15 protein-coding genes and 2 pseudogenes are annotated in these 13143 nt (G+C 49.0%); 9 read left to right on the top strand and 8 right to left on the bottom strand.

Annotated features, from left to right (window positions below; all coding sequences use genetic code 11):
- Positions 1–18 precede the first annotated feature (18 nt).
- Positions 19–549: a ribosomal protein S18-alanine N-acetyltransferase gene (gene rimI, locus PISL_RS05500; RefSeq protein WP_011762816.1), complete on the bottom strand. Its 531-nt coding sequence runs from the start codon at positions 547–549 to the stop codon at positions 19–21.
- Positions 550–931: 382 nt separating this feature from the next.
- On the opposite strand from rimI, the gene PISL_RS05495 reads away from it, so the two are divergent.
- Entirely contained in the window at positions 932–2182 is a 1251-nt protein-coding gene (locus PISL_RS05495) for an RNA-guided endonuclease InsQ/TnpB family protein (protein WP_011762815.1), read from the top strand.
- Between the two features lie 474 nt (positions 2183–2656).
- Here PISL_RS05495 and pyrB read toward each other — a convergent pair whose 3' ends face one another.
- Positions 2657–3571, bottom strand: a complete 915-nt coding sequence (gene pyrB / locus PISL_RS05490) for an aspartate carbamoyltransferase (RefSeq protein WP_011762814.1) — start codon at positions 3569–3571, stop codon at positions 2657–2659.
- Between the two features lie 187 nt (positions 3572–3758).
- On the opposite strand from pyrB, the gene PISL_RS10760 reads away from it, so the two are divergent.
- Complete coding sequence (locus PISL_RS10760) at positions 3759–3896, top strand: hypothetical protein (protein WP_167827628.1); 138 nt, start codon at positions 3759–3761, stop codon at positions 3894–3896.
- A 103-nt stretch (positions 3897–3999) separates the two neighbouring features.
- On the opposite strand, the pseudogene PISL_RS05485 reads toward PISL_RS10760, so the two are convergent.
- Both PISL_RS05485 and PISL_RS10755 read right to left on the bottom strand, forming a co-directional pair.
- Positions 4000–4365, bottom strand: a pseudogene (locus PISL_RS05485) (zinc ribbon domain-containing protein); the annotation flags it as partial.
- A gap of 188 nt (positions 4366–4553) precedes the next feature.
- Positions 4554–4829 carry a hypothetical protein gene (locus PISL_RS10755; RefSeq protein WP_167827627.1) on the bottom strand — a complete coding sequence of 92 codons (276 nt, stop codon included), beginning with the start codon at positions 4827–4829 and terminating at the stop codon, positions 4554–4556.
- Here PISL_RS10755 and PISL_RS05480 point away from each other — a divergent pair.
- The 3 genes from PISL_RS05480 to PISL_RS05470 all read left to right on the top strand — a co-directional run bounded on the left by PISL_RS05480 (position 4828) and on the right by PISL_RS05470 (position 7178).
- On the top strand, positions 4828–6093 hold the full coding sequence (locus PISL_RS05480) for a zinc ribbon domain-containing protein (RefSeq protein ID WP_053240549.1): 1266 nt from the start codon (positions 4828–4830) through the stop codon (positions 6091–6093). The genes PISL_RS10755 and PISL_RS05480 overlap by 2 nt on opposite strands.
- Before the next feature lie 193 nt (positions 6094–6286).
- Complete coding sequence (locus PISL_RS05475) at positions 6287–6478, top strand: hypothetical protein (RefSeq protein ID WP_053240356.1); 192 nt, start codon at positions 6287–6289, stop codon at positions 6476–6478.
- Positions 6479–6581: 103 nt separating this feature from the next.
- Positions 6582–7178 carry an orotidine 5'-phosphate decarboxylase / HUMPS family protein gene (locus tag PISL_RS05470; RefSeq protein ID WP_053240355.1) on the top strand — a complete coding sequence of 199 codons (597 nt, stop codon included), beginning with the start codon at positions 6582–6584 and terminating at the stop codon, positions 7176–7178.
- A gap of 86 nt (positions 7179–7264) precedes the next feature.
- Here the strand turns inward: PISL_RS05470 and PISL_RS05465 are convergent, their stop codons facing one another.
- The gene (locus tag PISL_RS05465; protein WP_011762810.1) at positions 7265–8386 is read right to left on the bottom strand and encodes a DUF763 domain-containing protein; all 1122 of its coding nucleotides are present in this window, start codon (positions 8384–8386) and stop codon (positions 7265–7267) included.
- A 47-nt stretch (positions 8387–8433) separates the two neighbouring features.
- Here PISL_RS05465 and PISL_RS05460 point away from each other — a divergent pair, with 47 nt between their 5' ends.
- Entirely contained in the window at positions 8434–9723 is a 1290-nt protein-coding gene (locus PISL_RS05460) for a phosphomannomutase/phosphoglucomutase (protein WP_011762809.1), read from the top strand.
- A 28-nt stretch (positions 9724–9751) separates the two neighbouring features.
- Here the strand turns inward: PISL_RS05460 and PISL_RS05455 are convergent, their stop codons facing one another.
- Positions 9752–11143: an FAD-dependent oxidoreductase gene (locus tag PISL_RS05455; RefSeq protein ID WP_011762808.1), complete on the bottom strand. Its 1392-nt coding sequence runs from the start codon at positions 11141–11143 to the stop codon at positions 9752–9754.
- 168 nt (positions 11144–11311) lie between these two features.
- On the opposite strand from PISL_RS05455, the pseudogene PISL_RS05450 reads away from it, so the two are divergent.
- A pseudogene (locus PISL_RS05450) lies at positions 11312–11743 on the top strand (zinc ribbon domain-containing protein); the annotation flags it as partial.
- Between the two features lie 249 nt (positions 11744–11992).
- Complete coding sequence (locus tag PISL_RS05445; RefSeq protein ID WP_245218327.1) at positions 11993–12163, top strand: hypothetical protein; 171 nt, start codon at positions 11993–11995, stop codon at positions 12161–12163.
- Between the two features lie 225 nt (positions 12164–12388).
- On the opposite strand, the gene PISL_RS11625 is transcribed toward PISL_RS05445, so the two are convergent.
- Both PISL_RS11625 and PISL_RS11620 read right to left on the bottom strand, forming a co-directional pair.
- Positions 12389–12529 carry a hypothetical protein gene (locus PISL_RS11625; protein ID WP_342364416.1) on the bottom strand — a complete coding sequence of 47 codons (141 nt, stop codon included), beginning with the start codon at positions 12527–12529 and terminating at the stop codon, positions 12389–12391.
- Positions 12522–12767, bottom strand: a complete 246-nt coding sequence (locus PISL_RS11620) for a hypothetical protein (protein WP_011762805.1) — start codon at positions 12765–12767, stop codon at positions 12522–12524. Before PISL_RS11620 ends, PISL_RS11625 begins: the two co-directional genes overlap by 8 nt.
- A 200-nt stretch (positions 12768–12967) precedes the next feature.
- Between PISL_RS11620 and PISL_RS10750 the strand changes: the two genes are divergently transcribed.
- Positions 12968–13108, top strand: coding sequence for a hypothetical protein (locus PISL_RS10750; protein ID WP_167827626.1), 141 nt, complete (start codon positions 12968–12970; stop codon positions 13106–13108).
- Positions 13109–13143 lie beyond the last annotated feature (35 nt).

The raw sequence follows: 13143 nt of genomic DNA, 5'->3' as shown, positions 1-13143 counted from the left end.
TATTTTGCTTTGTGCCTCCTATAGTGGACAAGCCATTAAGTAGGCGTCTTCTCCGTCGCTGTAGTAACGCGGTATTCTGCCCACTATTTTATAACCTAGCTTCTCATAGAGCGAAATTGCCGGCGTATTAGAGACGCGGACTTCTAAGTAGACTTCTGTAGCGCTGTAGTATATCTTCATTGCTCTCATAGCCCGTAGCATCATCGCAGTGGCTATGCCTAATCTTCTAGCCTCTGGGAGTACACCTACGGAAACTATATGCCCCTTTTTGACCACCTTACCTCTCTCTATATTACTCCAGCCGTATTCTACACGTGACATAACATATCCGACGATTTTCCCGCCAACCTCCGCTACTATAAACGCTTTTGGAAACTGCTCTAAGTGTTCAACAAAAAACCAAACGGGGTAGTTTTCTGGGAGTACCTTTCGATTTATAGCAACAACGTCATTTATATCTTTTAAAGTTGCTTCACGTATTATAAACTCGGTTTTTCCATCTTTGCCTGTAAACTTCTGCGGTCCATCGATTATAACTTCGATAGTCATATGTGGTAAAAGTTTGCAAATTTAATATTTAGTCTAGGGCGTCCCGCCCAGAAGAGCAGGGCTTACGGCTGTCTATACATGTTAGACTTCGGTTGCTGGCTCAGCAAGGTACGATAGCTTACGCTTGATAATTATCGGTCTGCTGTACTCACATTCTCCTCTATATTTTGCACTTTTTCCTTCATGTACGTTGAGTTAACGGAGTATGGAATAAGGATGCGCGTAGTTGATGTTAAAGACATGTTCAACATGCGGCAAGGCGTATGAAGACGGGGGTGTTTCCTTTTTCATGGTCATTTTTGTCATCAGCGGGCGGCCCGAGAGGTTCTGGGAAACCTCCGCCGTCTACAACACGTAGGAGCTTAGAAAACAATGATTTTACGTGGGAGCAGAGGAGGGCGAGCCGAAGAAGAGGGGCGGAAAGAGCGGCGGGAAAAGCGCCGAGAGAGGCAAGAAGAAAGACGCGGAGAAGAAGAGGGATCACGTCCTCACTCGCGCCGTCGTAATCCCCAGCGCCCGCCTCAGCTGGAGGAAGTTCAACGCGTTGAAGGAGCTTGAAAAGAAGTACAGAGAGCTGAGGAGGAGGCACCCCGACCTCCCATCCCACTACGTCTACACGGCGGCGCAGGACGCGGCCACACGCGTAAAGAGCTTTATGGCGCTGAAGCGCGAGGGCAAGGCGAAGACGGAAAAGCCAGAAATACGAAGGATCAGCATCTGGCTTGACGACCGCCTCTGGAAGCCAGAGGGCTATACCGCCATAAGGGTGTCAACGCACAGAGGTCGGATAACGATACCGCTTTGGCCGACCAAGCAGTTCTGGAAGCACCTCAACGGCGGCTGGAGGCTGAAGTCGCAGCCGAGGCTAAAGCTGGACGAAAAGAGGAGGGCGGTCTACGTCTACTTCGTCTTCGAGAAGGTTGTAGAGGAGAGGCCGGCGAAGGGCATCATCGCCGTTGACCTCAACGAGAACAACGTGGCTGTGAAGGCCGGCGGCAGGGTATACATCCTTGAGACCGGGATTAGGAACATCACTGTGGGATACCACAGCCGTAGGGAGGTCATGCAGTCTCTCAAGGGCAACCGCTATACAAGCCGCGCGCTGAAGAGAAACGAGCTGAACAAGAAGAGCGACATTAGGAGGAAGGCGGCCAATTTCGTAGTCAGAGAGGCGGAGAGGTTAGGTGCCGCAATAGCCGTCGAAAATTTGCCAAAGGAAGCGCCAAAAAACATGATATCGAGAGTTGATGATCCTGTATTAAGAGATAGAATCTACAAAGCTGGCTTTAGAAGTATGTTGAGGAAAATTATACGTAAGGCAAGGGAGAGGGGGATCCCCGTGGTGAAGGTCAATCCGAGGAGAACCTCCTCCACCTGCCCGCGGTGTGGCGGGGGGCTTGCGAGGGGCTCTGCCCCGAGGCTCCTCCGGTGCCCCCACTGCGGGCGGGAATGGGGGAGGGACGTCGCCGCCGTCATAAACATCGAAAGGAGGGCACTCGAGGAGGGCCGCGTGCCGCCCGGCCCCATGCCCGATGACCCCATGCCCGAGGTAGCCTGGCTACCAATGGGGGCGTGGGCGAGGAGAAAGTCCCTAGGCGCGATTAGTCAAGAATTGTCAGCTATGACCGCCTAGGGACAAACGGTGTACCGCAGTCTCTATATCTGTAGGGGTTTGGCATTGCTTTGAACGCAGACGTAAACGCCGCCAGAAACGTCGCCGCTATGCTGGGGTACAGGGCGCCGATGCCAAGGAAAATCGAAACTTACTATCCCATCTCAAACGGCCTATTAACCCCGACGAGGGACGACAGCCGAGACCCTTACAGTGCGGACCTTGCATAAGTGGGGACATCCGGCGGTCTATATTTTTCTATGGCAGAGCGGTAAAGAGAGATAAAGGTATGTTCCATACGGCTTGGCGGGTCAACTCGAAGATTGTCCTGGCAAGGGACGCTCCATTGCTCACTAACTTTGGCGAGAGCCGCGGTGTAGACGCTGGAGGAGGGCTGCGTGCCGTCCAGCCCCACGACCCCACGTTAGAGACAGTCGTGCCGTCGATGAAGATGCGAACGAGGAGAAACTCCGCCCTAAAGGGCGGAGAGGCGGGTCACGGCTGTAGAATAAGGTATAGAAGTGCCATCCTCAGGGGAACCCCAAACGCCGCCTGTCTAAAGTATTTTGCATACGGCGTTGAATCTACTCTATGGTCTATTTCATCTACACGTGGCAGAGGGTGAAGTATTATGAGATTCTTCTTTACGTTTTTCAAAGTATCTAGTGTTATTTTGTAGCTCCCCTTTATTCTTTCATATTCCAATGGGTCAATAAACCGCTCTTTTTGAATCCTTACTACATATACAACGTCGAGCTCATGTATAACCTCCTCTATGTTTGTATGAAAACTTAGCATTAATCCCCTAGATTGGATGTAGTTTATCGTCTCTACCCTAGGGCGGAGAAGTTCGGGAGAGATTAGATAAACTCTCACTTTGAAATTTGTAAGTATTTCAAGGAGGCTGTTTATAGTACGTGCATGACGTAAGTCGCCTAGGAGACCTATATTTAATCCATCCACTGTGCCAAACTCTCTCCATATGGTATATACATCTAACATGGCTTGTGTCGGGTGGTTATAGGCGCCGTCGCCGGCGTTAATTACAGGACTTTCTGCAACTTCTGCAGCAAGCTTAGCCGCTCCCTCATACTTATGTCTTATGACAATTATGTCAGAGTATGCGTCTAACATTCTTATAGTATCTGCAAGAGTTTCGCCCTTTTCTACGCTTGTGCCTTCAGCCCCCCAGAATCCAATGACATCTCCGCCCAATCTCTTCATTGCTACTTCAAAACTCAGCCTAGTACGTGTAGAAGGTTCGAAAAACGCCACAGCCATAATTTTGCCCTTTAAAAACTCGACACGACTTTTAGCATACTTCTCCATATATTTAGCCATTTCAAATAGCTCCTCTAGATCTACTCTATTGAAGTCGCGTGCAGATATCACATCTCTCCCACGCCACATCTACACATGGACTGTACCGTCTTTTAAACGTTTTCAAAGCCCCCCTTTGCACAACTGGCCCCGGGGGGCTCGGGGCACGTGCCTGAGTCGCGTTTGGCAACCCGGGGGCGTGGGGGTTCGGCCGTGCCCGGGCGGACGGGCTTGGCGGACTTCAACAGCCGGCCGGGTCCCTAGGGCCGGTTGTCCCATGGGCGAAAAGACTTACGAGTTTAAGGTGGTCGCCGGGGTTGGAAAAGCGGGTTGTCCCGACGACCTAGTTTTTCTTCTCTACGCAATATGCGCCCATGAGCCAAACGTTGTTAAAGGAATTGTCTGGACAAGATGAGCCGAAACTCACGGTAGAGGAGCTAGACCGCTTGCTTACAAGAGATAGGCGCGAGTTGGCTCACAAGATTATTGAAGAAGCGTTCCAGAAGTATGGCCTGGGTTGGAAAAACGGGTTGTTTCTGGAGGAGCTCCAAGTACCTCCTCTTTGCCCAAAGCAACGGCACGTTGTCTCTGTGGTCGTTGAAACCGCAAGAAGGACAACGCATCCGCCTGTTACTCAGCTCTTTCATTTTCGCGCCACAGCGGGGGCAGATGGTCGAATACAGCCGTTCCTCTAGATACGGCAGTCCGTACCACTCGGCGAGCTCCTTCAACCTCCTCCTCAGCTGGCCCAAACCGTCTAATAAGTGCTTCTTTTCGCCGCTCCCGTTGCTCTCCTTCAGCTCCCGGTAGCTCTCCTCCTCTATCGTGTCTACCACTATGGCGGCTTGGTACTCCCTTGCCAATTTTATGATCTCGCCGGCGATTGTTGGATATAGGGGGAAATTGCGGTTAGTATCCGCCCGGCGGCGTTGGCAATGTATGCGACAACTTCATACCTCCCCCACCACTACAAAAAGCCAGAGACGTCCTTTCAACTCTTTCGACTCACCTGCCTGACGTCGTCGCTGTCAGGCAGGTGAACCGAGGGAGTAGAAAGTGGTGGGAGACTGCGTTAGAGGTGTAGACGGGTTAAGAAACGGGTTTGCGGCGGTTTTACCGCGAGCGCCGTCAACACGGCGGTGGGTATCGCCGGTATGGACAACGCGAGGGGCGGCAAGTTGCTTATGATAACGATTGCTCTTGTGGCGGCGAAGGTCAACAACATGGCCAAGTCTCCTAACGCCGCCTTTACGACGGCGCTGTGGGTTTGTCTTGTAAAACTTTTGGCCTGCCCCCATGCGCCTTTTATAACCAACAGAGATTTCAGCCCCACCACATACAAGGCCATGTACGCATACAGAACGCTGAGGGTTGAAATCCCCTGGAAACTCATCGAAGAGCGGCCAGACGTCCTTGACCTTGTGACAAGAATACATTTGGCCGCAAAAGAATACGTCAGAAGGCTGTTGAAGGAGCTGACGGGGCAAGAGGAGCCGAAGCTGACGGCGGAGGAGTTGGACAGACTCCTCACGTTGGACAAGCGTGAGTTGGCGCGCCAGATTATCGAGGAGGTGTTTCCCAAGTACGGGTTGGGGAGGTACTTCATAGACCAGGGAAAGGTGTTTTGGCGCGACGTAGTGTTCCACAGATCGATTCCGTTAAACGTTCAGTTGAGAGTTGAGGACGAAAGAGATACAAGTAAGGCGGTCTTTGTCGACCTAAAGAGTGGCATAGTCAGAGTGCGGAAGACCGGCATACCGCCTTTCGCAATCAGGTTGGAGAAGGGCAACGTCACTTGGATAAGAGAGAGACTACAAGAGGGCGCTAAATTGAAGTTGGCATTCTTGGACATCAACGTGAGGAGAGGCAAAGATCCTACTTACGGCGGCCTGTATATCGCCCTTGTGTTCGCTAGAGAGGTGACGCCGGTGGAGCCCAAGGCGCTTGTCGTTATCGACGTCAACCGCCTAGACCACTACGTAAAGGTTGGTCTCGTGGTCGACGGTCGTGTCGTGGAGCTATTGAAGTTTCCTAGGAAAGAGCGGATACGGAAGCTTGAGAAGATACATATCCACATAAGACAACTGAGCAGAGCCCTCGCGCGTGTGGACGAGGACAGAGACCAGCGTAGAGCCCTTGACCTCCAGAGACAACTGTGGAAACTTGAGACAAAGCGCTATGGCATAATCCGCGACGTCGTTATAAACGCCGCCTGCGAGATCATAAAGCTGGCCAGAGAGCGCCAAGCCGCGATCGTTGTTGATACAATAGAGGACGACACGTACCGGGAGCTCAGGGAGGGCAACTGGAGAGACGATAAGAAACACTTCCTAGACGGGCTTGGGCAGTTAAGGAGGAGGCTGAAGGAGTCGGCGCAGTGGTACGGCTTGCCGTATCTGGAGGAGAGGTTGTACTCAACTGTCTGCCCCCGCTGTGGAGTCAAGATGGTTGAGGAAAACGGCCGCTTCATGCGTTGCCCTGCCTGCGGCTTCAGAGCGCACCGCGACAATGTGCCCATGATATGGGCTGAGAGGAGATACCGGGAGCTGATAGAGAAGGTAAAACAACCCACTTTTTCCACTCCGGCGACCGTCACATTTTTAACTTCGTAAGTTTTCTTATTTCATGAACGGCATCTACTTGGCCCCGGGGCGGCAGACGGGGGCGCGAAGACGGCGAAAGTTAACGACTTGGCGCCACGTCCCCCGTATGACCCGCCCTCTCGCCCCGGTGCACCCGGGGCGGGCCCTTAAGTCCCCCGGGGAGGGGCCAAGAGAAAGATAGGGGGATATTGGGAAAACCCTTGTGAATTATGCTAAGTTTCTTTGGCGCGACATAGTGTTCCACCGGGCGGTTCCGCTCAATGCCCAGTTGAGAGTCGAGGACGAGAAAGATATAAGCAATGTCGTTTTCGTTGACCTCAAGAGCGGTGTCATCAAAGTGTGGAGATTAAGAGAGACGTTTGTTGTAAAATTGAAAAAGAGCGACGTCGCTTGAATCAGATAGAGATTGGAAGAAGGTGCTAAGTTGAGACTTGCATTTCTCGGTGTCGACGTAAGGGGTAGTGTCAAAGGATATAAGTTGTTACAAGAGTATTCTCGTGTACCCAGTAGTGGTGGCATTGGATACGGAGGTCTTAAAGGCTCTTGACGTTGCAAAAACGCTTAAAGACTTAGTCGCAGGATTTAAAGTCGGATGGGACTTAGTACTTGCTAGTGGTGCATCTATCATTGGCGAGATTGCGAGATTTGGTAATGTAATTGTCGATTTAAAAATTGCTGACGTTCCACATGTGGCAAATAGAGTAATCGAGAAACTTATCAACAGAGGTGCATGTTGCGTAATTACCCACGGCTTCCTATATCCGTCTCTCCCAAGGGGCAGACATATATACGTCCTAGCTAAAATGACAGCGCCAACTCTATATGACAAAATATGGGAGGAGTTGTTAGATGTGGGAGACGTCAGGGGATACGTCTTGCCTGGCAACCAACCAGATGTTATAGCCCACGCTCGTAGGAAACTAGGCTGTAGCTACAGAATTATTTCGCCCGGCATAGGACCGCAAGGCGGTAATCCGGGCGACGCCATACGAGCAGGAGCCGATTTTGAAATAGTTGGGAGATACATCCTCGAGGACGTGTCCAGGGTTACACAGTGGTCTCAATATAAACCCAGCTGTTTTGAAACTCTATGACCCACCAAAGAGGTAGCACATAGCGGAACCTCCACTGCGCTCCTCGCCTTAAAGGGCTAGGCTTGTTGTAGTTGTCAAATAAGTTGTTAAGTAGGTCTCTTTTTATCTTCAGGAAATTTCCACATCTCTGCCTTCTTTGCCAAGTGGGCAAGGTAGCGATAAAGCCCAGGGTTTGTATGGGCTTTTTCTACAACCGCATCAAGTAGGGCAATTAATTCGTCGTATACCTTTTTGTTAACTGGATACGGCACCCCGTCTTTCCCTCCTACTGCAAAGGAGAATTTAAACGGGTCTACAGCTGGGTCGCTCCAGTCTGCGGGAGTTTTAAAAATGATTTCTGCAACTAAGGCAAGTGCGCGTAAAGTCTTAGGCCCCACTCTATATTTGAGCAGAAGTTCTTTAAAATCGTCTACAGACTTAGGCGGCGGTAGATTTTTCAAAACTGTCTTGATGTCTATGTCGATGCTGGTTTTTACATATGGATGATAGTAGGGGGTGTCTACCAAGGTTGTCTGACCGCGCAGAAGGGCTAGGTACTTTGCAATTTTTGTAGCTCCCTCATTTACGAGTTCTAAAATTATCGACCTATTATCTCTACTGTTTTTAGATGCTAAATTGAGGACGTTGTTATGGCGGAATCCGATGATTCCTGTGTGGGGACTATTGAAGAAATCCTCAGTAGAAATCCAATGGTAACGACGCGCCATTTTAACCTCTGGGTTCATGCCTTGTTGAATAACACACCATCTGCCTGTCTCAGATATAAAGAAGGCATGGTGGTATATCTCGTACCCATCTTGTATCAACGTGTTATCTACCTTAGCGGTGAGTCTAGAAGCTGTTATAAGCTGTGTGGCGTCTAGACCAAAACGCTTGGCGATTTCTTCTATCTCATTCGGCGTTTTTAAGGCTTGACGACCTTTCCCCCCAGCCACTCTCACAGGTATTACGTCAGAATTTCGTAAAACCTCTTTTACCACCGCTGTAGTTACAGTGGTGCTACCGCTACTATCCCAGTCCATGCCTATAATGTTGTTAAAGGCTTGGAAAAAGACGGGGTGTGCAAAACGTTCAATAATGCCGTCGGGGCCGTAAAGGTCGTACATCACATGTAAAATCAACGAGGCGAGTTTCCTCATGCGTATAAATAACCAAGGCGGCACATGGCCGTCGTGTAGCGGCAAGTCTGCGACTCCGCCAAGTCTCACAGATGTATATACGTCAAAATATATAATTTTGCAGTATTGAAATTGCGATGACGGTATTTAAGGCATATGATATTAGAGGTGTAGTAGATAGAGAGTTGACGATGGATTTAGTTGAGAAGATCGGATACGCTATTTCGAAGTTTTTCAACGGCGGAGATATTATAGTCGGTATGGACGTTAGAACACACTCATTTAGAATTGCCGAAGCGTTATCTAGAGGGCTTCTCGTGGGGGGCAACATCGTGTTTATAGGCACGTCTACAACCCCTGTGACGCATTACGCATCGTATATATTCCAAAAGCCCGCGGTGATGATAACAGCATCTCACAACCCGCCGGAGTACAACGGTATGAAGATCATGAAGCCGGGAGGCGTAGATTTAGAGAGTCATGAAATTCAACAACTAGCAAATATGTTAGAGTCCCCCCCTCCAGCGACTCGCGGCGTTGTATATGTCAGCGATATTTTGACAAAGTACATCGACTATATAACGGCGAGGTTTAGAAGATTAGATCTATCTATAGGATTTGACCCGGCTAATGCGGCTGGCGTGATATTAAAACCTCTGTTAGAGAGAAGTTTTAGAAAGGTCGTTGCAATAAACGATTTTCCAGACGGCAGATTTCCAGCTCACTTGCCAGATCCAGAGAAGGCGGAAAATCTAAAACAACTTCAGAAGTTAGTAATAGAGAATAGACTAGATGCAGGTATTGCGCTTGATGGCGACTGCGACAGAGTTGGCCTTGTTACAGCTAGAGGCGAAGTTTTTCGGCCTGAAAAAATGGTTTATACACTCATAAATTACTATGCAAAACCAGGCGATACTGTCGTGTTTGATATCACTATGCCTCTATATCTAGAGAAAGTCGCAGAAGAGCGGGGGGTTAAGATAATCAGGCAAAGAGTGGGCCACAGTTTCCAAAAGCCCACGGCGGCGAGATATAACGCGATTTTCTGGGCAGAGTATAGTGGACATATCGGGTTTAAAGAAAATAACTATTTTGACGACGGTATATATGCGGCTTTAAAAATACTTTCTATTCTCGAAGAGCGAAACACGACACTAGACAAAATACTAGAGGAGGCGCCTAAGGTCTATGAAGAACGTCTAGATCTCAAAGTTGCCGACCCTAGAAAAGCAGTCGAAGAGGCAAAAAAGAGGGCTGTTTCTTTCGAATTTTATGAGCTAGACGGAATAGATATAAGAACTAGGGATGGAAGGCTATTAATTAGGCCTAGCAACACAGAGCCTGTGCTTAGAGTTAAGCTGGAGTCTAATTCAAAAGATGGGCTAGAGAAATTAAGACAGTTGTTAAGCCAACTGGTTTCTGTATAAAAAATACCCAATTAGCGTAATTTTCTGGCTACTGTGGGAGTTTGCCGTATATAAAGTACGACGGCTTCTGTCCTAACAGTGCCCCTAGTATTATTGTTGCGTAGGGTAGGCACATAGATTCGGCACATACAGATTCTCCAAATGAAAGCTGTGGAAGCTTTAATTGCCTTAGCAGTTCAACGTCTTTATGTGTTATCTTTGTCTTTATCTCTTTCAGCCTATTCGCCTCTTTTACCTCCTTTAACACTTTATCTATAGGCGTATTGTCACAGGGGCATATGATGACGCCTTCTATATCTTCTTCTTGTGGCCAATACGAAGCCCAGTGTGGGACGTCGATAACATTAGGCTCTATGTATCGTCCTGTGTTATCTGTGCCATATTCAAGTCTGTTGCCAAGGTTATAAAGCCAGTTGGCTTCTACCGCAAGTGTGGCGAGGAACTTACCTAAACCATCTTTAACTTTTTCCCCATCTTCAAGCCCATCTTTAGAAGCTATGTACATGGCAAGCAACCTGGCTTGTTCTACGATGTGGTTTTCTCTCACTGCGCCATAGAGGTGGCCAGTCACGTAGATATTACTCCCGCCGACGGCTCTACCTGTGTCATCTAGTGTCAAAAGTTCGCCGAGGTTGGTGCGCCTGGGTATAAGAGAATTTAACTCAAAGCTGTAATACACTTTAAACCCCAGCTTTGTGACTACATACGGGTTCACCATTCTTACAGTCGACACTATAAGATCGAGTTTCTCCTCTCTTTTCTCTATAGTCCTTTTTTCAGTTATAACGTTGTATTTTAAAACTCCTCTGTCATAACTCTTAATCCTTACAGAGGTGGCAATGGGGAAATCTATCGTCTTCTTGACCTTTTCAAAATATTTCGTATCTCTTATATATGCAGAGTTATCTAAAACTATTACGTCGTTGCCAAGTCTTTTTAATGTAAGTGCAGTACGTAGCCCCCACTCGGTTGTGCCCCAAACGGCGATTTTAAGACCTGTGGGTTGTTGTAATAGAACCTCTTCTGCAGTCTTCTGAGGTGCCTTGATGCTATTTGGAAATGTTATCGGCGCATCGAAACCCCCTGTAGCTAAAACTAGGTGTTTATAGCGTACTCTATATTTTATACCTTTATGATATATGTAAATTCCATCAAAAAACCCCTCTATTACGTCTAATTCCCTGGCTTTGCTTATTATTGATTGTACATCTATATAGTCCGAGTACCTTGGCGCATTTCCTAAAATATGGTGGCCGCCTAAATGTCCTATGTAAACTACCCTAGGTCTATAGCCGTATCTCTTAAGTTCTAACGCTGTTACAAGACCCCCAAATCCGCCGCCTACTATTATCACATCGGCAACGAGCTCATCTTCGCGAGATGCTCTAGGTGTACAAAACACAGCAGATGTACAACTCACAGCGTATCCACCTTTATACTATATAAGTTATACTCCTGAGGAGGTGGATGTCCATAACTGTGAAATGACATGGCTTAGGTCTCTACCAGAAGACATATCCAAGGCCTTGTACGGCGTGAGTTGGGGACTGGCTCCATTGCGCAGCGGCGCACGACCTCGCAGCTTGCATATATCCGCGACGTCGTTATAAACGCCGCCCGCGAGATCATAAAACTGGCAAGAGAGCACCAAGCCGCCATAGTCGTCGACACGATGGAAGACGAGAGTTACCGAGAGCTGAAGGAGGGCAACGGAAACGACGTGAGGAAACACTTCCTAGACGGGCTCGGGCAGTTAAGGAGGAGGCTGAAGGAGTCGACGCAGTGGTACGGCCTGCCGTATCTAGAGGAGCGGCTGTATTCAACAGTCTGTCCAAAGTGTGGCACTAAGATGACAAAAGAGGAAGGCCGCTTCATACGTTGCCCCGCCTGCGGCTTCAGAGCGCACCGCGACAACGTGCCCATGATATGGGCAGAGAAGAGATACCGGGAGTTAATAGAGAAGACAAAACAACCCGTTTTTTCCTCCGTCCCAACAGCCATCACATTTTTAACCTCGTAAGTTTTCTTGCTTCATAAACGACGCATGGCCCCTGGGGCGGCAGACGGGGGCGCCAAACTGTTGTAAAAACAAGCGACTCGCGGCCGTCCCCCGGGTGACCCGCCCCCTCGCCCCGGTGTACCCGAGGCGGGCCCTTAAGTCCCCCAGGGAGGGGCCAAGAGAGATAGGGGGACGTACTGCTATTACGTCATGTCAAATGTAAATACCGGTGTTATATTGCTAGGAGATAACTCAATTATGTTCATATATATGATGGCAATATATGGCGCCATAGTTTTAGCCATGGGCGTTGTTGGAAATGAGGCTGAATTGGTAGTTTTCGGCCTTGTGATGTTATTCCTGGGAAATCTCCATAGGCTTGGGAAAGTTTTGCTAAGGGCTCAAAAACATTTTAAAGCCAACCCAAGTTCTTCCAGGTGACGAACTAAGGGTCTCCTGAATCGTGAAGAGACGCTTTAGCTGACTTACTTCTCTAGCAAAGATGAGAGCGATATACAAGCCACCGTACGTTGGCCCCTTCTTGCCTTTCCATTTCTCTACGCCGAGAAATGCCACCTTGAGTCTCGCACCCTCTTCCAACCGCTTTCTGATCCAAACGACATCGCCCTTCTTCAACTTGACGGCGAAAGGCAGTATGCCGGTTTTTCACACTCTGACGACGCCGCTCTTGAGGTCAACGAAAACGGCTCTACTCACGTCTTTCTCGTCCTTGGCTCTCAGTTGGGCATCTAACGGAACCGCCCTGTGGAATACCACGTCGCGCCAAAACACTTTGGCTTTATCCACGAAGTACTTTCCCAAGCCCGTATTTGGGAAACACTTCCTCAATTATTCGGTACGCCAACTCCCGTCTGTCGGGAGTAAGCAAGCGGTCTAGCTCCTCCGTTGTTAGCCTCGGCTCCTCCTGTCCCGTGGTCTCCTTGAGCAATCTCTTCATATATTCCTCAACGGCCAAGTGCATCCCTGTCACTAGGTCTAAGACGTCCGGACGCTCCTCTACCAACTGCCATGGCATCTCCAACATTTAGTATTCGATAGATTTGGCTCATGGGCGTATGTGGCATGGGAAAGAAAAACTAGTTGAAAGAGGCGTCTCTGGCTTTTCTCCTCCGCGCCACATGTGGGGCCAAACTTTGAAAACTGTACAATCTCATGGTGGAGCAGTTCATTAAACTGATTGAGACTCTGAGGCGGGAGTAGGGGCTTCTAGACGGCGCGTTGTTTATGTTTGAGTCTCTGGCTATAGTCGACGCGGGCGGCGTGTATACGTATTACGACGTTTTCACCGACAAGGTCGTGAAGTCGGAAACTGCCGTCGGCAAAGACGGCACATTTGACGACGCCGTCCTCGGCAAATATCAGTAGGACGGCGAAAAGCGGACACAGACTAAATAACCCCC

Source organism: Pyrobaculum islandicum DSM 4184, assembly GCF_000015205.1.
In the GTDB taxonomy this organism is placed as follows: domain Archaea; phylum Thermoproteota; class Thermoprotei; order Thermoproteales; family Thermoproteaceae; genus Pyrobaculum; species Pyrobaculum islandicum.
The sequence above is the reverse complement of the archived record's forward strand: the minus strand, read 5'-3'. Positions and strand labels throughout refer to the sequence as shown.

What these genes read in the sequence shown, in the direction of transcription:
- rimI (WP_011762816.1), bottom strand. Translation starts at nt 549, where the DNA reads ATGACTATCGAAGTTATAATCGATGGACCGCAGAAGTTTACAGGCAAA.
- pyrB (WP_011762814.1), bottom strand. Translation starts at nt 3,571, where the DNA reads ATGTGGCGTGGGAGAGATGTGATATCTGCACGCGACTTCAATAGAGTA.
- PISL_RS10760 (WP_167827628.1), top strand. Translation starts at nt 3,759, where the DNA reads ATGGGCGAAAAGACTTACGAGTTTAAGGTGGTCGCCGGGGTTGGAAAA.
- PISL_RS05480 (WP_053240549.1), top strand. Translation starts at nt 4,828, where the DNA reads ATGTACGCATACAGAACGCTGAGGGTTGAAATCCCCTGGAAACTCATC.
- PISL_RS10755 (WP_167827627.1), bottom strand. Translation starts at nt 4,829, where the DNA reads ATGGCCTTGTATGTGGTGGGGCTGAAATCTCTGTTGGTTATAAAAGGC.
- PISL_RS05460 (WP_011762809.1), top strand. Translation starts at nt 8,434, where the DNA reads ATGACGGTATTTAAGGCATATGATATTAGAGGTGTAGTAGATAGAGAG.
- PISL_RS05445 (WP_245218327.1), top strand. Translation starts at nt 11,993, where the DNA reads ATGATGGCAATATATGGCGCCATAGTTTTAGCCATGGGCGTTGTTGGA.
- PISL_RS11620 (WP_011762805.1), bottom strand. Translation starts at nt 12,767, where the DNA reads ATGTTGGAGATGCCATGGCAGTTGGTAGAGGAGCGTCCGGACGTCTTA.
- PISL_RS10750 (WP_167827626.1), top strand. Translation starts at nt 12,968, where the DNA reads ATGTTTGAGTCTCTGGCTATAGTCGACGCGGGCGGCGTGTATACGTAT.